The organism is Exiguobacterium sp. FSL W8-0210, from assembly GCF_038006045.1.
GTDB lineage: Bacteria > Bacillota > Bacilli > Exiguobacteriales > Exiguobacteriaceae > Exiguobacterium_A.
The window spans coordinates 1,537,866-1,557,775 of record NZ_JBBOUK010000001.1 but is presented as its reverse complement, the minus strand read 5'-3'; the positions used below and the strand labels follow the sequence as shown (position 1 = coordinate 1,557,775).

At 47.8% G+C, this 19,910-nt stretch carries 22 protein-coding genes; 5 read left to right on the top strand and 17 right to left on the bottom strand.

Annotated elements, in window-relative coordinates; all coding sequences use genetic code 11:
* Positions 1–12 precede the first annotated feature (12 nt).
* Positions 13–339: a hypothetical protein gene (locus MKY22_RS08210; protein ID WP_290776848.1), complete on the bottom strand. Its 327-nt coding sequence runs from the start codon at positions 337–339 to the stop codon at positions 13–15.
* Positions 340–498: 159 nt separating this feature from the next.
* A complete protein-coding gene (locus MKY22_RS08205; RefSeq protein WP_290776849.1) occupies positions 499–1,503 on the bottom strand; it encodes a helix-turn-helix transcriptional regulator in 1,005 nt (334 codons plus the stop codon).
* Positions 1,504–1,616: 113 nt separating this feature from the next.
* Between MKY22_RS08205 and MKY22_RS08200 the strand changes: the two genes are divergently transcribed.
* On the top strand, positions 1,617–2,468 hold the full coding sequence (locus MKY22_RS08200) for an alpha/beta fold hydrolase (protein WP_341088177.1): 852 nt from the start codon (positions 1,617–1,619) through the stop codon (positions 2,466–2,468).
* Here the strand turns inward: MKY22_RS08200 and MKY22_RS08195 are convergent.
* Positions 2,456–3,124 (bottom strand): hypothetical protein, encoded by a 669-nt coding sequence (locus MKY22_RS08195; RefSeq protein WP_029341707.1) that lies wholly within the window; start codon positions 3,122–3,124, stop codon positions 2,456–2,458. The genes MKY22_RS08200 and MKY22_RS08195 overlap by 13 nt on opposite strands.
* 145 nt (positions 3,125–3,269) lie before the next feature.
* Here MKY22_RS08195 and MKY22_RS08190 point away from each other — a divergent pair, with 145 nt between their 5' ends.
* From MKY22_RS08190 to MKY22_RS08180, 3 genes are all read left to right on the top strand, one after another.
* The gene (locus tag MKY22_RS08190) at positions 3,270–3,410 is read left to right on the top strand and encodes a hypothetical protein (protein WP_341088174.1); all 141 of its coding nucleotides are present in this window, start codon (positions 3,270–3,272) and stop codon (positions 3,408–3,410) included.
* Between the two features lie 3 nt (positions 3,411–3,413).
* Complete coding sequence (locus MKY22_RS08185) at positions 3,414–3,806, top strand: flavodoxin family protein (RefSeq protein WP_341088172.1); 393 nt, start codon at positions 3,414–3,416, stop codon at positions 3,804–3,806.
* A gap of 79 nt (positions 3,807–3,885) precedes the next feature.
* A complete protein-coding gene (locus MKY22_RS08180; RefSeq protein WP_064299885.1) occupies positions 3,886–4,203 on the top strand; it encodes a hypothetical protein in 318 nt (105 codons plus the stop codon).
* A 40-nt stretch (positions 4,204–4,243) separates the two neighbouring features.
* Here the strand turns inward: MKY22_RS08180 and MKY22_RS08175 are convergent, their stop codons facing one another.
* The 11 genes from MKY22_RS08175 to MKY22_RS08125 form a co-directional block, all read right to left on the bottom strand.
* The gene (locus tag MKY22_RS08175) at positions 4,244–4,543 is read right to left on the bottom strand and encodes a putative quinol monooxygenase (RefSeq protein ID WP_341088170.1); all 300 of its coding nucleotides are present in this window, start codon (positions 4,541–4,543) and stop codon (positions 4,244–4,246) included.
* The gene (locus MKY22_RS08170) at positions 4,543–4,908 is read right to left on the bottom strand and encodes a YciI family protein (protein WP_341088169.1); all 366 of its coding nucleotides are present in this window, start codon (positions 4,906–4,908) and stop codon (positions 4,543–4,545) included. Before MKY22_RS08170 ends, MKY22_RS08175 begins: the two co-directional genes overlap by 1 nt.
* Positions 4,909–4,993: 85 nt before the next feature.
* Positions 4,994–5,455 (bottom strand): general stress protein, encoded by a 462-nt coding sequence (locus MKY22_RS08165; RefSeq protein ID WP_341088167.1) that lies wholly within the window; start codon positions 5,453–5,455, stop codon positions 4,994–4,996.
* Between the two features lie 86 nt (positions 5,456–5,541).
* Complete coding sequence (locus tag MKY22_RS08160) at positions 5,542–7,215, bottom strand: FTR1 family protein (protein ID WP_341090105.1); 1,674 nt, start codon at positions 7,213–7,215, stop codon at positions 5,542–5,544.
* Positions 7,199–8,431, bottom strand: a complete 1,233-nt coding sequence (gene efeB, locus MKY22_RS08155; protein ID WP_369792028.1) for an iron uptake transporter deferrochelatase/peroxidase subunit — start codon at positions 8,429–8,431, stop codon at positions 7,199–7,201. Before efeB ends, MKY22_RS08160 begins: the two co-directional genes overlap by 17 nt.
* Before the next feature lie 2 nt (positions 8,432–8,433).
* Positions 8,434–9,252 carry an iron uptake system protein EfeO gene (gene efeO / locus MKY22_RS08150; RefSeq protein WP_290776853.1) on the bottom strand — a complete coding sequence of 273 codons (819 nt, stop codon included), beginning with the start codon at positions 9,250–9,252 and terminating at the stop codon, positions 8,434–8,436.
* 134 nt (positions 9,253–9,386) lie between these two features.
* The gene (locus MKY22_RS08145) at positions 9,387–11,090 is read right to left on the bottom strand and encodes a DUF2339 domain-containing protein (RefSeq protein WP_290776854.1); all 1,704 of its coding nucleotides are present in this window, start codon (positions 11,088–11,090) and stop codon (positions 9,387–9,389) included.
* A gap of 139 nt (positions 11,091–11,229) precedes the next feature.
* A complete protein-coding gene (locus MKY22_RS08140) occupies positions 11,230–12,306 on the bottom strand; it encodes a C39 family peptidase (RefSeq protein ID WP_290776855.1) in 1,077 nt (358 codons plus the stop codon).
* A gap of 183 nt (positions 12,307–12,489) precedes the next feature.
* Positions 12,490–13,539, bottom strand: a complete 1,050-nt coding sequence (locus MKY22_RS08135; protein WP_341088158.1) for an oxidoreductase — start codon at positions 13,537–13,539, stop codon at positions 12,490–12,492.
* A gap of 73 nt (positions 13,540–13,612) precedes the next feature.
* Complete coding sequence (locus tag MKY22_RS08130) at positions 13,613–14,098, bottom strand: GNAT family N-acetyltransferase (protein ID WP_290776857.1); 486 nt, start codon at positions 14,096–14,098, stop codon at positions 13,613–13,615.
* 222 nt (positions 14,099–14,320) lie between these two features.
* Positions 14,321–15,193 (bottom strand): SDR family NAD(P)-dependent oxidoreductase, encoded by an 873-nt coding sequence (locus MKY22_RS08125; protein WP_341088155.1) that lies wholly within the window; start codon positions 15,191–15,193, stop codon positions 14,321–14,323.
* A 160-nt stretch (positions 15,194–15,353) separates the two neighbouring features.
* On the opposite strand from MKY22_RS08125, the gene MKY22_RS08120 reads away from it, so the two are divergent.
* Positions 15,354–16,817 (top strand): potassium/proton antiporter, encoded by a 1,464-nt coding sequence (locus tag MKY22_RS08120; protein WP_341088153.1) that lies wholly within the window; start codon positions 15,354–15,356, stop codon positions 16,815–16,817.
* A gap of 246 nt (positions 16,818–17,063) precedes the next feature.
* Here the strand turns inward: MKY22_RS08120 and MKY22_RS08115 are convergent, their stop codons facing one another.
* The 3 genes from MKY22_RS08115 to MKY22_RS08105 all read right to left on the bottom strand — a co-directional run bounded on the left by MKY22_RS08115 (position 17,064) and on the right by MKY22_RS08105 (position 19,760).
* Positions 17,064–17,552 carry a PTS sugar transporter subunit IIA gene (locus MKY22_RS08115; protein WP_234943139.1) on the bottom strand — a complete coding sequence of 163 codons (489 nt, stop codon included), beginning with the start codon at positions 17,550–17,552 and terminating at the stop codon, positions 17,064–17,066.
* A gap of 18 nt (positions 17,553–17,570) precedes the next feature.
* Positions 17,571–18,341 (bottom strand): MurR/RpiR family transcriptional regulator, encoded by a 771-nt coding sequence (locus MKY22_RS08110; RefSeq protein ID WP_341088150.1) that lies wholly within the window; start codon positions 18,339–18,341, stop codon positions 17,571–17,573.
* Positions 18,342–18,425: 84 nt separating this feature from the next.
* Entirely contained in the window at positions 18,426–19,760 is a 1,335-nt protein-coding gene (locus tag MKY22_RS08105) for a 6-phospho-alpha-glucosidase (protein WP_341088149.1), read from the bottom strand.
* Positions 19,761–19,910: the final 150 nt, after the last annotated feature.

Genomic DNA, 19,910 nt, shown 5'->3' with positions numbered 1-19,910 from the left:
GGGAGTTGCAAGTCACAGTCGGGGCAGAAGTTCGTTCACGATCGCGTAATAAATCAAGATGCTTGTCGAGAACGTATACCCGATGAATAAAAGGGGTGTGAATTTAGGTTTCATGCGTCGTTCAATCAAGCGTAATGAGCCGATGGTGACGACAAGAGCGACGACCGGACTGAATCCGAACACGACGATATCTAAGGATGTCACGACATCTTCTGGAAACACGAGATGAAAGACAAAAAGTGAAAATAAGTACCACGATGTATAGGATAGACAAACGAAGAAGAGGAAAGCAGCTAGTTTCCGCATCCCGTTTGATTGGCTTTTTTCCATCTGTTGCATGTCGTTCCTCCTACATAAGTATCAGATATCCTTAATAGTAACTGGAACTATTCGCTTAAAATATTCAAATATGAATATCCGACAAAAAACGACAAAAAGTTTTTTTCTCGACAAATAAAAAAAGCAAGATCCACGGTCAAGTGAACCTTGCTTCAGCCCTTAAAGAGCAGGTGTTACGACTTGGTACATCGTCGCAAGACCTGCCACCTTGTTCTTGAATGTCTCCCGACGTTCGACAGGTGCGATGATTTCCGCCTGGTTGCCGAATTGAATCAGCCACATCATGAACCCGTCGGAAAAGAGCGCATCGACCTTGACCTCGAACCAGAGGTCATCGAGGCGACGGCAGCGGATATCTGTCCCGAACCGGTCGACGACGGTTGGCATCAGACTCTCCTGGAATTTAAGCGTCAATTGCTCGTTTTCTCCCCCGTACATGTTGAACATGTTACTTAAGTAACTCGGCTCGACGTGAACCGGTTCTTCCATCGGTTCGAACGCTTTACAATCGACGATTCGGTCGACCCGGTACGTCCGGATCTCTTTGATCCGCTCATCGCGTCCAATCAAATAGTAATTTCCGTTATCCATCAACAGGTGAGCCGGAGAAACGAGATAATGCTCGCCATCCTTCCGTAACTCGAACTTCCGCGTCCGTTCATTGAACTTTCCTTGGTACTGGAAACTGATGACGAAACCATCGCTGATGGCTTTCTGGATCGTATCGATCGAGCGGGACGTCATTCCTTTTGGTTTTTTGACAGTATGTAGCACCGGTTGGAGTGATTCCGCCATCTTATCACTCGTCAACGACTGAATCGTTTGAACGAGAGACGTCGTCTCACTCTCCGAGATGAACTTCGCACTGGCGATGGCATCGACCAGCAATCGGAGCTGATGATGCTCAAAAGGACGACTGACGAGATGATACGGAATGGCAAGTCCATTCTTCGTCTCTTCCGCCACGACGTCGAAACCTGATTTGGCAAGTGCCGCAATATCATCCTTCAACGATTTTCGGGATAGCTTCTCGATCAGTCCTCGTTTCGAGAGTTCCATGCTCAATTCCTCAAGCGTTAACGTATGGTCTTCATCCGACTGACGTTCGAAGATTTCTCGTACAGCAAGTAAGCGGTCACGGTTCGTTAATTTTTCGTTAGACACTACGCATCCTCATTTCCTAAGTCACAATGGTTTGGTTATACTTTACAGTATACATGAAAATGAATATTAAATTAACAATAAAATGGTAAAAACTAAGAGATAGGAGAATTTGGATGCATTATATCGCAGAATGGAATGGTCAGCGCTTTGATTACCGGGATAGCGGGAGCGGTCCTGTCATTCTTTTGATTCATGGCACGCAGTCGGATTACCGAGAAGTCTACCATGTCGAGAAGTTAATCACGGCAGGATATCGTGTCATCGTACCGTCACGTCCGGGATATGGAAGAACGCCGCTTCAGCTCGCGGATAGTCCAGAGGCGCTTGCGACGTTCTACGCTGGGTGGCTTGCTTCCCGCCAGATTAAACAGTACACCGTTTACGGCATCTCTGCCGGCGGACCGACGGCAATCGCGCTTGCTGGAATGGATCCAGGCGTCCATGCCCTCGTTTTAGCGTGTGCGATGACGCACCGGATCTCGCTTCCGTATCATCGTCTTCTGATCCAACCGGTCTTACAACGTCCCCTGCAGTTCATCCAGTGGGGGCTTTGGACGTATGTGAAGGATAAGATTCGCAAGTTTCCTGAAGAAGCTGCGGTGCGGATGGTCGAGAAGACGAGTCTGTTACCACGCGAAACGATCCGTACCCACATTAGTGAGACGGATGCGTCGTTATTATATGAGGTTGGTCTTCAAAATGGTCCTGGGCGAGGTGTCTTGTTTGATATCACACAAGACATCGAACGAGAACGGCTTGAAGCCGTCACGTGTCCCGTCTTGATCGTCCATTCGAAGTCAGACCGTGCTGTTCCGTTCGAGCATGCGGAACACGCACGACGGAGTATTCCTCACGCGCAGTTCATTGAATCGAAAAGTCCCGGTCACCTGATTTGGATCGGTCCATCCGCGCGTCGGGATGAACGGATGATCGAACGGTTCATAGCTTTAAATCAGATGACTTGAAGGCGAAGCCGCATTTTTAGCTTCTCATCATCCTCTTCGATTGCAATCAGACCACGACGCGTCAATTCACCAATCGCACGACGTGTCCGGTCTTGATTAAGTCGGGCACAGCGGGCAATCTCAGCGATGCCCATTCGACATGACAGTTGGTTCGCCTTAATCTTTGATGAAGGCTTCGCAACGGAGCGTTGTAAGAGACGCCAAAAGACATGACGGGCATCCTCTGATAAAGCATAGGCATTTTTCTCGATCACCGGCGGCATGTAACGAACGTCTTCTCGAATCCGGCGAATCAGATAGAGACTAAGCCATTCTTCGAGCTCCGCTTGAATTCGTGAGAATTCGAACCACCAAAGCTGCTCGAGTGCCTCCTCTTCTTTCGTCGCCAGTTGCCAGCTAGCAGGAATCTCATCAAACTCTTCCTCAAGCCAGTCTTCGTAGTCGAGTGCCGTCTCATACAAGACTTGTGACGGAATCTGCTCGAGTGACGTCCGATGTTTATAGATATCAAAGCTCATCCGTCGAAAATGTTCGACGGATGCAGCCACTTGGCTCAAATGAATTAATTGTTTCGTAATGAGTCGCGCCAGTCCATCCATCTCGAGGTGGATGGCATATAAGTGTTTTTCTAGCGCAATGAGCGTACTTCTCTCCATTCGACCGTTCCTCCCCTATTTGTTTTTCGTCTTCTTGTCTTTTTCCGCAAAACCCTTATTCAAAACCAATTGTGAGCATATCGGTGTATTGACAGTGCAGTTTGGAATAGAATAGAACAATCGAATTCAAAAGGAGATGCACGATATGTATACGATTTTTGGTAGCTCACGCAAAGGAAACAGTGAATGGCTCGGGGAACGAGCATTGAAAGGAATCCCTCATGTTGCTGTCGATTTAGCGAACGTCTCGATTCAGCCGATTGAAGACCGCCGTCATCATGGATGATTTTTGCCGATTGGCGATGACTATCGCCGGATCGTCGAAGAGATGCTTGAACACGATGACATCCTGTTCATCACTCCGATTTACTGGTACTCGATGTCGACGAAGATGAAATTATTCATCGACCGATTCAGCGAGTCACTGCGCGACGAAGAACTTGACTTCAAAAGCCGGATGGCGGGGAAACGATTTCACTTGATTGCGGTCGGAGGAGATAATCCACGCGTCAAAGGACAAGCGCTCGTCACGCAGTTCGAGCATATCGCATCATTCCTTGACGCGACGCTTGAGACAGCGATTCTTGCCGAAGGGAATGCACCGGGAGAGGTCGAGTACGATCAAGAAGCGGTTGCGGCAATCGCGGCGTTTCGTGAAAAAATGTCAGGAGCACGTGTTTAAGCACTATTCGTGAAGGGAAATAACTGAAGCAGAGCGCACGACTATCTAGCGTACGACTCAATTCAGGAGGTGGTCAGCCATGTTCGCATCTAAAAAACGATCGAATCGCAAGTGGAAACAACTGACTTCACGCCAGCATATCCTTCATCTTGAGCATCTGTATCAATCACGCGAAGAGACGATCGTTCGTGATCGCCTCTCCTTACAACACATCATGGAACGTGCAGTCCGGACCGGACAGACAGTCCACGTCCGATTGAAACAACTCGATACGGTATCCGGTTCGATCCAAGCGATTTTTCATGACCGCGGAACGATCGAACTCGTCACATCGACAGGTATGCGCCGGATGGTACGAGCAGCGGACGTCATCGATATCGAGTGGAAGACAACCTAACAGTATGTAATCCCTTCTCGACTAGAGGAGGGGTTTTGGTTTACGTGAGTCCTTTGCCACCGAGCGGGTGGTCTTCGAGCACGCGTTCAACATGCTCGAGCAACGGACGCGCTTGCGTAATCAAACGCCGCGTCACCGGTAACTCTAAAGACGCGAGGTGTGCAGCGGCATCCGTCCAGATTTCACGGACATGTAGCACATTCGGTTCGTCAGAACTACTGATGATGTAGTGTAGACAACTCGGATGAGTCTCTAAAGAAGCCGCAGCTTCAAGTAACAGGGCGATGACGTGGTCGCGTTGTCCGGCTTGAGTCGTAAATGTCGTCCATAATCCATACATCAAGAGGTACCTGATAATGGACGGATTTCTGCGCGCCAACCGTAAGATTCCCCTTCTGCGACTTGAGTCGTCGGATGAAGGGAAGCCAGTTCCATCGCATGATCCAAATCACGTGCTTCAAAGACAATCAAACTGCCAATCTGCTCTCCATGCGTTCGATCCGGCTCTACTTTCTTCTGTACGACCCCATCCTGCCAGTAAAATGCTTGTGTCGTAAGACCGGGGTGCCAGTCTGATAGGACATCGACTTGTTTATTGAAGGTGTTCATCAACGCATCACAACGCGACATCAAAGCATCGATCTCTTCCTTCGATAAAGCATCCATCCGCTCAGCATCGTAATAACCGACATATAAGAATTGCATCGTCTTTTCTCCTTTCACCCTTTCCATTCCCTTCCGTTAAACAAAAGCCTCCTGTCTCTATGCTGAGAAACAGGAGGCTTACGTATCATTCATCTTTTAATTTGACATTTTGATCAGCTGGTAACGTTGTTGTCGTTTCCTCATCTTCGAGTTTCGGGACGCCAGCACCATAATCGGTTGCTTCATCCGTCACGTACGACGCCGCGAACGCTGGATTCAGTAAATCGGATTTCGAACCGACGATGACGATCCGACCGTGTCGGACTTCATCTTCTAGATTCTCAGCGACATCCTTCGTCATGCCAAGCTCGGACAACTGCTCGATCCGGTCATTTCGGTTACTCCGGACGGCTGATAATAACGTCTCGAAGAACGACTTCTTCGTCACGCGGTACGGTAACGTCTGTGTGTCATTCGCGATCCGTTCCGCGAGTTCTTCGTCTTTCGCAAAGATGTAGATCTGTTTATTCGAATAACCACTTGATTTGAGGCTCGTCACTTCTGCGTCGACAGCGGTCATGTTTCGTACGATGCGTGTTTCAAGCATAAAAATCCCTCTCTTTCATGCAGCAAGCTGCTGATAAGAAGTTATACCCGAAACATAATAGTTGAAACCTGAAATTGAAAAATGGATTAAGCAGCAGTCTGGATTAAAGACGCACGCCGCTTTTGCCAAATTGTAAACAAGGCAATCAGAATCATCAGGACGATTTGCGGGAGGAGCGTCTCGAGCGTCGGATAAAAGCCAATCCACCCGGCAGTTCCGAGTCCATTGATCGGATGAATCGGTAAGACGTTCGTCAGCTGCAACGCGTGCAGACTCGTACCAAGAATCTTGAACGCCATCAGATAGATTAACCAGGATGCGACTTGGAACAGGCGATGAATCGGTAAACGGACACCGATCTGAATGACCGCATACGAGACGAGACCGATGATGACGATTGCGAGACCAATCCCGGATAACAAGGCAGTCTTCGTCATCGCTGGTGCCATTCCGATATAAAATAACAACGTCTCGGCGCCTTCTCGGAAGATCGTCAAGAAGCTGACGAAGAACAAGGACGTCGTCGAAAGCGTCGACAAAAAGTGTTTGCGTTTCGCGACGGCGCTTTTCGAGTGCAACCAGTAGCCGACGAATAACATGACGACGACCGCGACGATTCCTGTATAGCCTTCGATTTGTTCCCGACCTGTCGCTGCGAACGAGGCCTGGAAGACGGTTTGGAGGATAAGCGCTAACAGACCGCTTGCGATCAGACCAAGCCCGGCGCCTGCCCAAACCTTACCTTCTTGTTTGGTTCGACTTTTCCGCGCGAAAGCAACAAGCGCGCTGACGATCAATAACGCTTCGAGACCTTCCCGCAGCATGACGAGCATTGCATCGACGAACGTATAATGCGTCTTCGTTTGTAATTGTGCGATAGCATTCTCAAACGACTGGAGTTCTTGTGCCGTCTTTTCACGCGTTTCCGGCTTCAGTCGGGCAAGTAACAGTGGTACATCGGATTCAAGCTGGGAATAGAGACCTTCATTACGTGTCCGAACCTCACCTTCCGCACGTGGCCAAGTTTTCAGAAACGCTTCAAGCGCTTCTTTTGCTTTCGGCAGTTCATTTGCCGCAAGTGCGGTTTGCGCCTCCTCAAGTGGCGTCAGCAGTGACTGCAGTCCCGTTTTCTTCGCCTGGACCTGCTTTCCGTCGAGGAAGGACTGGACGGCCGTATCGAACTGATCAAGTGCGGCTTTCCATTCCTTCGTATCCGAAGGTTTTCGCGCTGCCGCGATCCGGATTGACGCAAGTGCCATCTCGATGTTGCCATAGTGACCGACACTGTCGTTGCGAACAAGACTCTCGTGCGTCGCCCATGCGGTCAACAACCGTTGCTCCGCTGTCGGACGGTCGCCCGCTTTGACCTGCCGCATTTCTTTCGTCAACGAAAGCAATTGCTTCACCTTTGCTTTCGCGACCGGATCCGTCTTCGGTTTCGTTGCTTCTTCTTGATTCCGGACGGCAGCAGAGAGAGCCTTCAATTGATCGCGGACTTCCGGAAACGTTGCCTCCCGTTGCGTATCGACCTGTTTCACGGCTTTCGTGATTGCCGCTTGTTGATCAGGTAAGTCTTGAGCAGCTTGTCCTAGTTCATCGATTGCTTGATTCAGTGCCGCGCGATCTTCACTTGCGATGGCAGACAGGGCTTGTCCAATCGCGACATAAAGATCATCCGTCGAAGCAGCATGGACAGGCACCGAGTTTTGACCGGCTATAAGGAGTACAAGTACAAGGACGAGATTACGCAAATAACGCATCACCGATGTAGCCTCCTTTCGAGATCCCACCGAAGCAGGCGAAAATGGCACTTCCACGGTGCGTGATGTATTCATTCAGTCGATCCTGCGCGGCAAGACGGCGCTGAATCGCGATGAATTGTTTTGGCGAACGCTGATACGATAAAAAGAGTAGTCCAGCATCGAGGGCACCTGTCTTCTCATCAATGCCGTCTTGATACGAGTAGGAACGGCGTAGGATCGCTGTCTTCCCGTCTCCATGCGCGACAGCGGTATGCGAGTCAACCGGTAAGGCAGCTTCGCCACGAGCTTGTCGTTTCGCTGGGGTGACGGAAGCGAACTCGTCTGTTGAGCCGAGCGGTGCCCCGGAAGCACGTTCGCGTCCGAAGGTCCGTTCCTGTTCCTTCAGGATCGTCCGGTCCCAGACCTCGAGATGCATCTGAATGCGGCGGACGACGAGGAACGAGCCGTTCGTTAACCACGGCGTCCCGTCCTGCCACTGACAAAAGAGCGATTCTTTCCGGACTTGTTGCTTCGAGACGTCGGGATTTCCCGTGCCATCCTTGAAGCCGAATAGATTGCGCGGCGTCCCGCCAGAGGCATCTGCTGCTTTACTGCGCTGGAAGCCAGCTTGCGACCATCGCATCGCGACCGTTCCGCGCCCGACACGGACGAGGTTACGAATTGCATGGAAGACGACTTGCGCATCATCACCGCAAACTTGAACGACAAGATCACCTCCGCCCCATTTTTCATCTAAACGATCGAGATCGAACGTCGGCAACGGTTTAAGCGCCTCCGGTCGTTTATGCTGAATACCAAAGCGACCGTCAAATAGACTTGGACCGCACCCGAACGTAAACGTCAAATGACCGGCCGATAATCCGTCCGCTTCCCCCGTATCTTCCGGTGGGACGTAACGGGAGTCGGAATCGCCATATGGTAACCCAGCCGCAAGTCGGGCACATAACCGTGTCCAGCGTTTTAATAAATCAACGAGTTCATCGCGTCGCTCCGTCTTGATATCAAACGCTACGACTTGGACGTGGTTTTGTGGTGGTGTCAAAATGCCTGCTTGATACGTCCCGTAGAACGGCTCTTGATCACTTGCTTCAACAGTCAATGTCCGTGGAAGAAACTTCTCAAGACCACTGGCATACAGGGCGGCCCCGAGACTCGTCAAGCCTGCGACCTTCAGGACGTCACGCCGCGTGACGCCTTCTTGGATTGGTTTCATGCTTATCCCTCCAGTACGATGCCCATCTTCGAGAGCGGTTCCGCGAGTTCATTGATGGCGACACTCATCTGTTTGACGTCTTGTTTCGAGAGACTCGTATAGAGAACATAGCCGTCACCCTGTTTCTTCGCATCGAGTAACGCGTAGACATCCTTGAAGCGAGCAGCAATCTCTTTTGATAACGCCGCATCTTGTTTTTTCAGCGCCGGGTTCAACAGTTCGTAAATCTTTTCAGCCCCTTCGACGTTTGCCGCGAAGTCATATAAATCGGTATGCGAATAACGGTCTTCTTCCCCTGTCACTTTTGAGGTCGAGACTTCGTTTAACAAATCCGTCGCCCCCGTGACGAGTAATTCTGGTGTCACCTCGACCGTCTCGACCTTTGCCCGCAGTAAATGAACGTCCTTCATCAATTGTTTCGCGTATGCTTCATAACCTTTTGTCGTTCCTTTTTCGAATAATCCTTGCTCGATCCGGTGGTAGCCACCCCACTCCGACGCTTTCACGTCGCCTGCTCGCGCATCGATCTTCGGATCAAGGTCACCGAATACTTCCGCGATTGGTTCTGCGCGTTCGTAATACATCCGCGTCGGTGCGTACAACGCTTTCGCTTCTTCAAGCTTCCCGGCTTGTACGGCATCCGTGAACTTTTCCGTCTCGCGGACGAACGTATCGATTTCGTTGATCGCATACGTCCGGTAATCCGTGACGACCTGGTCAAAATTCATCTTTTTCGGTGCTGGTGTCTCCGCTTGTTTCGCTTCACTGCAACCTGCTAAAACGACGGCGAGCGCCCCTGTCATCAATAATGCTTGTTTCATGTATGATTCCCCCTGTTACTAATTAAGTCAGTTCCTTAAATAGTATAGACGACAATGATAATCGTTATCAATAAAAATTTTTGAGCAATTAAAAACGCTTGAACCGGTTCATTTCAACCGATTCAAGCGTTTTGTCAGGCTTGTTCTTTGCGTTTTTTGAAGTACGTCCGTGAAATGATGAACGTGACGATTCCGAAGCCAATGAAGACAAATGCTTTTTGGAATAAGCTCAGGAACGACAAATCGAATAGTAAAAGCTTGACGGCACTGATGGTCAGTAGCAACAACCCGGATAATCGCCACGTCGACGACGTCCGCATCCGACCAATCGCGACAAGGACGAGTGCGAGGACGATATAGGCCGCGGACAACGTCGTACTACGCGCCGTCTCTTCAAGACCGCGGTAGAATGGTAACTCCATGATGATCAACGTGTAGGTCGTAAAGACACCGATTGCAGCTAAGACGAGGACAAGTTGCCATGACCCTCTCCAAACCGGATCACGATGTGTCTGAACGAGGAGCAAGACGAATGCCGTCGAAGCAATGACCATCGCGAGCACCGTCAACGCATACGACAGCCCTATGCTTTGATAAGATTCATAATCAACGACGGCTGAAAAGATAAAGACGACATACAACCCGACGTTAAACAACCGTTGGTGTGGCATTCGCGCCCGCGGAACGAACCAAAATGCGGCGATCAACCCGGCAATCAAAAAGTAGCGCAGTTGATACGTCCAGCTGAGGGCATCTGCCGGAATCAAGAGGACGGCGACGAGTAAGGCGACGTGACCGACACCATTTTGAGCGGAATCCTTCAATCGTTCAGCGAGCAGGTAGGCAGTGCCAGCGAACAGAATCGCGATCAGCGTACCGAACGACCAGTCGAGGATCAGTAACGTCAGTAAGACGACAACTCCGGCAAGCCAGCTTGGCACGTTTGGCTGAAACTGGATCCGTCGTCCGACGAACGATGTCGCACCGTAACCGAAGAATGTCGCAAGTAAGAGAGACCATTCATCAAGTCGTGGTACCTGTTCATCAAGCCAGTAGAGCTCTAACGAGAGTAGGCCGAACGCGAGTGCGATCGTAAAGATCACCCAAGCGAAGACGAACGCTTTTTTTGCCTTCAGTCGGTCAACCGCAAAGAAGATCGCTGCGAACAAGACGACTTCGTACAATAAGAAGAGCGGTAAGTTCGGGTCGTCCGATAATTGTAGATACGGTAATAAGAAACCGGTGATGGATACGAGGACGAGTAAGGCTTGCGATCGCATCCAGAGCATCAGACCGTACGCGATGAAGACGACGACGAGCTCAAGTAAGAAGGCTAAAGACGGTGGATAGAATTGATATAAGGCCATCCCGGCGAACAGTGCCGCCAAGGCGACGATCGTACCGGTCGCGACGAGTCCGACCCCGAGCTCGCGTCGTTTCTTCTCATACTGGTATTCTCCAAGGGCGATGACGAGTAGACCGATCAATACCCCACTTCCGATGCGGACAGGAGGACTGATCAGACCGGCAACCGAGGCGTAGGAGAACAGGAACAAGGCTCCGAGTGCAGCGAATATCGCTCCAATCCGGGGTAACCAGACGGTCGCGATGACCTGTTCCCATTCTTCGCGGGAGCGTTTTTCCTTAAATGTTGGTTGAGGAACAACCGGTTTTCGTTTCGTATAAGCAGGGCGCGGGGCTGGGCGAGCGACCGTACTCACTTCTGGTTCGCTCGGTTCAGGTGCGACAGGCGAAGTGTGCTGTCCTTCAAGGGCAGCTACTCGTTGTCGTAACGCCGCGACCTCCTGCTCGAGACGCGTGATCCGTGGATCTTCCATCTCTTCACTTCCTTTCATGGATACATTGTCATTCTTTTACACACCTAGCAGGTGAACTCCTTCATTTTACAGTAGTTTTCGTATCAATATGCATGAAAATGACAAAAATCCGGTCGCGTGGGGGCGACCGGATGAGGAATTAACGAACAGATAACGCATATTGTCCCGTTTGATTGAAAACGGATGTGAACTGCGAACGACTGACACTATACTTGCCGCGGTATGGATCCGAAACATAAAACGAACCGCTTGAGACACCTGTCACGAGCATGACGTGATAGTTCCGGTAACCTGTGAATGTTTTACCGTCCGGTTTGATCCAAGAGAAGTAGCCATATGGATTCTTAAAATCGACCGTTGCCCAGACGATGACCGGGTTACCGCTGCGGATTTCACGTTCAATCTTCGAGACGCCTTGTTTCGAGATATCGACGGCACCACTGCGGTATTTTTTCGCGAGTGGTAGGATTCCTTTCGGGTAGATACCCCAGTTCTTGTAGTAGTCGAGCGTTCCGGCTGGATTCCCCGTGAACATTTTTTCCGGATCTGCCCAGTAATACTTTCCGTTCTTATACGTCGCGTTCTTCATGCTTTTCGGCATTTGATTGTAGAGTGACGCAGCAGAGACGGCTTTTTTCTTATATTCGAGTGCCATCTTCAACGAGACGAACTCACAACCAGATGGATAACCGAGTGAATATTGGTTGTAGTACGGAACATTTAACTTTTTCGTCGTCGTCGATGGTTTCGACTTCGAGACGTATTGCGTCGAGATATAGCGGTAGCTTCCCTTGTAGAGAATCCGTGTCCAACTGCCCGATGTTCCGTACGTCGCGACGGCAACCCCTTTGTTCAGCTGTCCTACGACTTTATACTTCGTTCCGGCACCCGTCCGGACGTTGAGCGTGCCGACCGTCGTATACTTCGTCCCTGTCGACGTGTATTTCGACGAGGACGATTTGACGTAGTTCTTGTGTATGTAGCCTGTGCGGGATTTGTAGCTGATTTTATACCAGCTGCCGGACGTTCCCTTTGATGTGTAGACATTCCCTTTGTAGACGTTACCGAGAATCTTACTCGATGTCGACGGTTTTTCGCGGACGCGCAAGACATCCGTCGTCACGGTCAACTTCGTCGCGGCCTCAGCGATCAACGAAGGGCTGAGTACCCCAACGATGACAGCCGCTACGAGCAATACGGATAAGAATCGTTTCATGATAGACCCCCTATGTTTTGATTTGGTGAGACATTCCCTTATTCCCAACTTTTTGAAAAAATAATCAACATTTCTTTAGAAAAATCTGAAAAATCAGGAATGTACCTGTTCTTTATATCAAAAAAACCCGACCATGCCTATGGGCACAGTCGAGTTGTCATCAACCTGCAATCAAATTAAAATTTAATTTTGGATCGTCAAGATATAAGGAGACGGTTGCGCAAAAGCTTGTTCGAGCAGGTGGGCAACAAACAAGGTATCCTCTTCTTTCACTGGAAGCGGTGCATCTTCGACGATACTGCGGTAAAAGGCGCGATACATTTTACCGTAATCGCCAACAGGACTCGGGATCCGGACGTCTTGCAGATGACCGTGTTCATCATGATAAATCAAACGCCCATAATCGTCTTCCGAATCCTCACCGAACCCCTCTTCTCCCGGGAAGTAGTTCGCTTTCAGGTCGAGCTCTTGCCGATCGACGTGTTGTTTGATGAACGTGCCGTTCGTGCCGTGTAACATCCACCGGGGTGCCGGGGCAAGTGCGACATGACTCGTCCGGACGCTGACCTTGAGCTCCGGATAATAGAGATCAATCGCAAACGCGTCATCGGGATTGTGCGGCAGTCGAACACTGCGCACGTCAAAGGCGACTTTGTCCGGTTTTCCGAATAAGGCGATGATTTGGTCAAGCGTATGAACACCGAGTCCGTAGAGTGCGCCGTTCTCATGGCGCGCATCAGCTGACGCTGCTTCGGGACGAAACAAATCAAACTGCGAGACGACTTCGACAAGTCGTCCGAGTTTTCCGGAACGGATGATTTGGGCGACGACTTGGAAGTCGCTGTCGTAACGGCGGTTTTGATAAGCGAGAATTTTGACGCCTTGCGCATCTGCTTCCGCAAATAAATGCTTCGTCTCCTCTTCAGTCACGGTAAACGGCTTTTCGACGAGAACATGCTTTTGATGTTGCAAGGCGAGCAACGCGTATTCGAAATGTGTCGCCGGTGGTGTATTGATGACGACGACATCAAGTGCCGGGTCAGCGAGCATCTCAGACACATCCGTCGTAAAACGTGCATCTGGCAGTCGATTTTGATAGGACGCGAACAGCTCCGGTTTTTCCTTCCGATTGTAAATCCAGATGACGTGATAGTTGTCCTCGATCATCACGTACGGTAAATGGTAACGGGTCGTACTTTTGCCAAAGCCGATGAAGCCGATATTCAATCGCATCCGATCACTCCTTGAACCGTTCTTTTTCTCTTACCATACCAAACGAAACGACCGTTGTCTTGATTGAACCGCTTCAGGCCGTCGCTTCGATGTGTTCATACTCGTAAATCGCGAACCCGTCCCGTGTTCCTTGATAGACGAAGCCGAATGACGTGTAATACGCATTGAGAAACTCGTTTGAAGCGACACAGTCGAGTCGTAGGATTTCCCCTTCGTCCTCTGTCACAGCAATCGCATGTTCCAGCAGTTTCCGACCGACTCCACGTCCTTTTGCGCGGTCGCTGACGACGATTCGATGGATATACAGACCTTCTACATCATCCCACAAGGATTGATCCCATTCGAGCGAAGGAAGCAGGGCAACGGAACCAAGCAGCTCGTTCTGATCCTCAAAGACATACAGGCGACCGGCTTCTAAATCTCGCACGACGAGTTGCTCGATGTCTTGCTCAAGATAAGCTGACCACTGGCTACTGCCACCGGCTTTAAGGGAGAGCGCTTTTTGCTCAAGTAGGGTTGCGATGTTTCGAACGTCTTTTGATGTAGCTTGTCGTATCATGTTATTCCTCCTGTTACAAAAAAATTCTTCTCTATCCTAACGAATGCGAAGCGAGAAGAAAACCTTTTTGCTTCAAGATTTCATGTTTGCCCATTATTTTGTGATTTTTTTCATATTCCACAATTTTATTTCGATGTAACGTATTCTTTAGGAGTGATCTGACCCCCAGTCGTCACAACGGTAAACGACCTGCTTCCCACGAGCCGGTCGTTTTTTTGGCGTTCAGGATAATTCGACCCAGCGGCGCGACAAATTCCGTGCTTGTGCCCGGTACTCGTCATCTTCAACGATCGGATTGCTGAGTCGAGGAGCGGAATCCGCATAATAGCCGCCGTTGTCAAGTGGATCGTCGGTTGTTGCAAGATAGAGCGCCGTCTTCGCACCGTATTCCGGTGTATAAAGTTTTCCGGTCCAGTATCCGACTTGCGCGACTGGTTTGAGTAACGTCTTCATCACTTTGCCGTACTTGCCGCGATAGAACAAATCCGTATTGACGATCCCGGGGTGGACGCTGACGAACGTGATCCGGTCGCCGTGCTTTTCAGCTAGCTCACGCATATGAATCATTTGCAGGAGCTTCGATTCGCGGTAAGAACGCATCGGGCTGTAGTGTTCTTTTTTGACGTGCGCGATCGCCTCAAGTTCGACGTCGGTCCGGATCAAGCCGCCTTCACCGGCGAGAGAGGAAATCGAGATGACGCGCGGATCTCGTCCTTTTTCGAGTAAAGGTAACAATCGCTCGATCAAGTAGAAGTGACTCAAGTAATTGACTTGGAATTGCGATTCAAAGCCGTCCTTCGTGACATGATACGGCGGTACCATGACTCCAGCATTTAGGATCAAACGGTCGATTCGACCCATCATGTCGAACAGGCGATCCGCAAAACGACGGACGGAGTCAAGTTGATCCAGTTGCACAATCTCGATTTCCAGTTGTGTATGCGATACACCGTTTTCCCGCAACAGTTGAACGAGTGCCGTCACTTTTTTCTGAGACCGGACGGTCGCGATGACACGATCTCCCCGCTCCAGTAATTCTTGAATCGTGACCATTCCCATACCAGAATTGGCACCCGTGACGATACAGATGTTCATCCCTCTTCCTCCTTGATGTTCCATTTTGAATGCACTAGTCCTGCTTCTAGTTTTCCTTTTTCTATTCGTTTATACACATTATTTCGGTATTATTTTTCGGAATTTTCAAAAAATAACGTATACTAAGAAGAGAGCATGTCATCAAGAAAGAGGTGGTGGGATGGAAGAAGGTACGATTTTGTTCATCGCAGGCACACTATTACTGATTGCAATCATCACGACGAAGTTCGCTGTCCGGTTAAATGTACCGACGTTGATCCTATTCGTCGTTGTAGGTATCATCGCAGGGTCCGACGTTTCAGGAATCATCAACTTCGGTGATTTCGAACAAGCCCGTCTCTATGGAACAATGGCGCTCGTCTTGATTCTATTTGACGGTGGCTTGCATACAAAATGGACGCATTTCCGAAAGATTCTCCCTGCTGCCCTGTCGCTCGCGACCATCGGAGTCCTCGCAACGACAGGAATCATCGCTTTCGTCGCACATTATCTGCTTGATTTTTCTTGGCCGGTCGCGTTATTGATCGGCGCACTCGTCGGCTCAACCGATGCGGCGGCTGTCTTTTCTCTGTTAAGTGGACGACCGGTCGATGCTAAGGTCAAACATACGCTTGAAGCGGAGTCTGGAACGAATGACCCGATGGCTGTCTTTCTCACGATCTTATTCACATCGTTTGCATTGGCACCGGAATCATTCTCGATCGGTGCCAGCATCCTTTCCTTCCTCTATGAGATGGGACTCGGGACACTAGTTGGTCTTGCGATCGGGTATCTCGTCACGCAACTGCTGAACCGGATCGAGTTGCCATCGTCCGCCCTTTATCCAACGCTTCTGTTCAGTGGGGCGCTCTTCTCGTATGGTCTCGCGACGATTTTGCACGCCAGTGGGTTTCTCGCCGTCTATCTGACCGGAATCTGGATCAACAATCATGATATGATCTACCGCGAGACGCTCAAACGATTCAGTGGTAGCTTGTCGCATTTAGCAGAGATCGGCATGTTCATCATGCTCGGATTGCTCGTCTTTCCAAAACAATTACTTGATTCTCGGACTTTGTTCGTCTCGGCTGTCATCGTCCTGACGTTGATCCTGCTCGCTCGTCCACTTGCCGTCGTCTTATCGCTACTTCCGTTTCGGTACACGGTCAAAGAACAGAGTGTCATCACGGCAGCTGGTCTACGTGGAGCCGTTCCGATCATTCTCGCGACCTATCCGCTTTCGAGTGGTCTTTCTGAAGCGCCGCTTCTTTTCAATATCGTCTTCTTCACCGTCATGACGTCTGCTCTTTTGCAAGGAACGGCCTTGCCGTGGATCGTCCGGCGAATGGGGCTAGAGACACAGCCCGACACGACGGTCGAACCGTTCCTGAAATTCATGACCGTCACCCATCCGCAAGCGGAGATCATCGAGGTCAGGGTCTCGACAAACAGTGTGATTGCCGGAAGAACGTTACAGGATATCGAGATGCCCCAGGATGTGCTCGTCGTTGCGATCATTCGTGAAGATGAAATCCTGACGCCGCGTGGTCAGACACGTGTCCTCGTAGACGATCAACTGTTGATTTTAACACCTAAACAAGCGGATCAGGACGTGCGACGGCTGATTGCGTCGCTCGGATTATAGATCAGAGGAACATAATAAAAGCCTGAATGAAGGAAGTATCATACAGGCTAATTATTACTTAATAAATTCACTTTTTGATCTAAGAATTAGGTTGTCAAAAATAAATAACAACTATGGCATGAGAATCTTCCTTACCAAGAATGGAGGCTGTTTCGCTTTTTAAAATCAGTTCAAGCTACGAATTTGGCTGGGTCTTAAATTATTGAGAGCCCCATCACAAATCGATTTTCAAATATGAAATTTGAGTTATTTAAAAATCAATTGAGCAATTTCCGTTCCACTTTCAACTTCATCTGACTTTAACGGAATCATTTCAGAGATTTTTTCTTCAAAATTCGGGAAAACAAGGACTGAAATAATTTCTTTTCCCTTCTCCTCAATATAGGAAAGATCAAAAGTACCAATGTGGTCATTAACACTAACTATATCTCCAGCATTAATTTTGATATTAAATCCTTCACCTTTTAATTCAACTGTTTCAAGTCCTAAATGTAATAGCATTTCAAGGCCATCTTCCGTTACCATTCCAATTGCATGTTTAGTAGGAAACACTTGTGTAACCTTCCCATTTACAGGAGAAAAAACTTCGCCGTTAGTTGGAATAAAGGCTAGCCCTTCGCCCATCATTTTCTGGGAAAAAACGGGATCTGGAACACTTCCTAATGGAATAACCTCGCCCTTTAAAGGGCTATGGATGAATATATTTTTTTCTTTTTTACTCTTCTTAAAAAACATCATTTCACACCTCAATGTCTATCTTTTACTATTTATATAATCTAAGTATCCAAATGCCAATGCTTCTACCACAATAAAAAAGGAAGAGGCAGATCGTACCCACCAATTTTTCGGAATAGGATTCATCGTACTGGAAGAATATAAATTAAAATCAGCATGTCCTGACAACCAATTACTTTTAAAATTGGTAAGGGAAATCATTTTTGCACCCTTAACAGCAGGAATATCAGGTAACCCTTGTAAGTTTGGATTTTCACCGGATAGTGAAAACAAAATAATTAAATCTTTAGAAGTTAACTTTTCAATTATAAGCCTATATTCATTTGCGTGGGCCATTGCAGGAATAATTTGAACGGGTTTGCCAATAAGTAGGAATAGTCGTTGCAGTTCTGCAGCTTGATTTTTCTGGGCTATTCCTGTTGAAATGACATAAATATTTTCGCTAGTATCAATTGCTTTATAAATAGGTTCAAAATCCACACTATTTAAATAGTCTAACGTTTTATTGACATCATAAAGAACTTGTTCAAACAATTCATTTGGTTTAAGTTCCTCATTTGGGCTGGCATTTTCCCATTTTACAAAGTTTTTAAATTCACTATATCCACTAAAACCTAATTTTTGAGCAAATCTTAATACAGATGATTTGGATGCTAAACTATTTTTAGCTAACTGATTAATACCCATGTTCCCAATTTTATCTTTATTAGCAAGAACGTACCTAGCAATAGTAAAATCAGTATCACTCAAATACTCATAATTTTTATTAATTAACTCTTCAAGATTCACAAGGAGATCCTCCTAACTTAATTACCAGGCAACAGGGTATGAAAACACCTCATACCCGCTACTAGTTTAGCAAACCCTTTTTCCTTAAGAAAGTTCCGGCCAAAAATCCTTGTTTGCCTCGATAAGGTCATCTAAAATTGCTTTTGCAACACTCGCACTTGGTACTGTCTTTGACAATGTTAGCGCTTGCCAAAGTTTTTGATATGATTTTTCTAAATAAGCTTGAACGACTAACTTTTCTACTGATACTTGTTGTTCAATCAATCCCTTTTGGAATTGAGGAATCGTCCCAATAGATAGTGATTCCACACCTGCTTTACTTACTAAACATGGAATCTCAACCATTGCAGTTGGTTCAACGTTTGCAATCGCCCCATTATTAGGAACAATTAATAGCATTCTTTCATATGTGTTGTATGCAAGCGCTACTGCCAATCGAACGATGAATTCCGCGTGTTCCCCGGCTTCAATACTTGTTCCTTCAGCGGTGCCAGCTTCGGCAATTCGTATACATTCGGCAAAAACATTCTTTTCACGATGATCCATCACTTCGTTTGCCCGTGTATGTTCTGGGTTTGAATGTTGTACTACATAGTCAGGGAATAAATAATATTTTAAATACGTATTTGGTAGTGTATCCGGGTCAACAGCGTATACGTCCTTAGCTTTAGTAAATGTATCCATCCAGCTGGATTCCGCTAGCAGTGGATTATTAATCCCATCATTTTTAGCCCCATAACCCCATTGTTTTACATGTTCTTTCAATCTTGGCATTAAGTCATTGCCTTCTTTATCATAAAGCTCAGTCCACCAACCAAAATGGTTTAGTCCATAATACCGTTCAATAATATCATTCTCAGATTCCAACCCTAAAATGTCAGCCATTGATTTTTTAATGGCAACTGGCATATCACAAATATTAATGATTTTCGAGTTAGGACGTAAGATACGTGTTGCCTCTGCAACAATCGAAGCTGGGTTAGAGTAGTTTAACATCCAAGCATTCGGTGAATACTTTTCCATAGAATCAATTAATTCAATTACTCCTGGAATTGAACGCATACCATAGGCCATGCCGCCAGGTCCACATGTTTCTTGACCAACGGCCCCATATTTTAATGGAATTTTTTCATCTAGTTCACGCATTTTTAGACCACCGACACGAATATGTGCCATTACGAAATCAACATCTGTAAAAGCTTCCTCGGGATCTGTTGTTGCTATGAATTCAATTTTAGGAGCACGTTCCTTAATGATAATTTCACATGCTTTCGCAACGATATCTTGACGTTCTTTATTATTATCGTAAAATTTTAATTTCCGTAATGGAAATTTATCTTGATTTTCAATTAACATCATTACAATTCCAGCTGTATAAGTACTTCCCCCACCAGCAATTACTACAGAATTTTTTTTCATTTTTAGTCCCTCTTTCCTTATTGTTGTTATGTCTTAGTGTATAAATATTTCTTTAAGGTTAGTATACTGCGATTTTTCCTTCATCGTAATAGTTTGGAAAGATGATGGGAAAGGTTTCACTCATTGGGAGATTTCTTTAACCTTCTTACA

Bases quoted from the DNA above. Each gene is read 5' to 3' on its own strand.
- MKY22_RS08210 (WP_290776848.1), bottom strand. From the start codon at position 339: ATGCAACAGATGGAAAAAAGCCAATCAAACGGGATGCGGAAACTAGCT.
- MKY22_RS08200 (WP_341088177.1), top strand. From the start codon at position 1,617: ATGCATTATATCGCAGAATGGAATGGTCAGCGCTTTGATTACCGGGAT.
- MKY22_RS08195 (WP_029341707.1), bottom strand. From the start codon at position 3,124: ATGGAGAGAAGTACGCTCATTGCGCTAGAAAAACACTTATATGCCATC.
- MKY22_RS08190 (WP_341088174.1), top strand. From the start codon at position 3,270: ATGTATACGATTTTTGGTAGCTCACGCAAAGGAAACAGTGAATGGCTC.
- MKY22_RS08180 (WP_064299885.1), top strand. From the start codon at position 3,886: ATGTTCGCATCTAAAAAACGATCGAATCGCAAGTGGAAACAACTGACT.
- MKY22_RS08175 (WP_341088170.1), bottom strand. From the start codon at position 4,543: ATGTATGGATTATGGACGACATTTACGACTCAAGCCGGACAACGCGAC.
- MKY22_RS08170 (WP_341088169.1), bottom strand. From the start codon at position 4,908: ATGCAATTCTTATATGTCGGTTATTACGATGCTGAGCGGATGGATGCT.
- MKY22_RS08165 (WP_341088167.1), bottom strand. From the start codon at position 5,455: ATGCTTGAAACACGCATCGTACGAAACATGACCGCTGTCGACGCAGAA.
- MKY22_RS08160 (WP_341090105.1), bottom strand. From the start codon at position 7,215: ATGCGTTATTTGCGTAATCTCGTCCTTGTACTTGTACTCCTTATAGCC.
- efeB (WP_369792028.1), bottom strand. From the start codon at position 8,431: ATGAAACCAATCCAAGAAGGCGTCACGCGGCGTGACGTCCTGAAGGTC.
- efeO (WP_290776853.1), bottom strand. From the start codon at position 9,252: ATGAAACAAGCATTATTGATGACAGGGGCGCTCGCCGTCGTTTTAGCA.
- MKY22_RS08145 (WP_290776854.1), bottom strand. From the start codon at position 11,090: ATGGAAGATCCACGGATCACGCGTCTCGAGCAGGAGGTCGCGGCGTTA.
- MKY22_RS08140 (WP_290776855.1), bottom strand. From the start codon at position 12,306: ATGAAACGATTCTTATCCGTATTGCTCGTAGCGGCTGTCATCGTTGGG.
- MKY22_RS08135 (WP_341088158.1), bottom strand. From the start codon at position 13,539: ATGCGATTGAATATCGGCTTCATCGGCTTTGGCAAAAGTACGACCCGT.
- MKY22_RS08130 (WP_290776857.1), bottom strand. From the start codon at position 14,098: ATGATACGACAAGCTACATCAAAAGACGTTCGAAACATCGCAACCCTA.
- MKY22_RS08125 (WP_341088155.1), bottom strand. From the start codon at position 15,193: ATGAACATCTGTATCGTCACGGGTGCCAATTCTGGTATGGGAATGGTC.
- MKY22_RS08120 (WP_341088153.1), top strand. From the start codon at position 15,354: ATGGAAGAAGGTACGATTTTGTTCATCGCAGGCACACTATTACTGATT.
- MKY22_RS08115 (WP_234943139.1), bottom strand. From the start codon at position 17,552: ATGTTTTTTAAGAAGAGTAAAAAAGAAAAAAATATATTCATCCATAGC.
- MKY22_RS08105 (WP_341088149.1), bottom strand. From the start codon at position 19,760: ATGAAAAAAAATTCTGTAGTAATTGCTGGTGGGGGAAGTACTTATACA.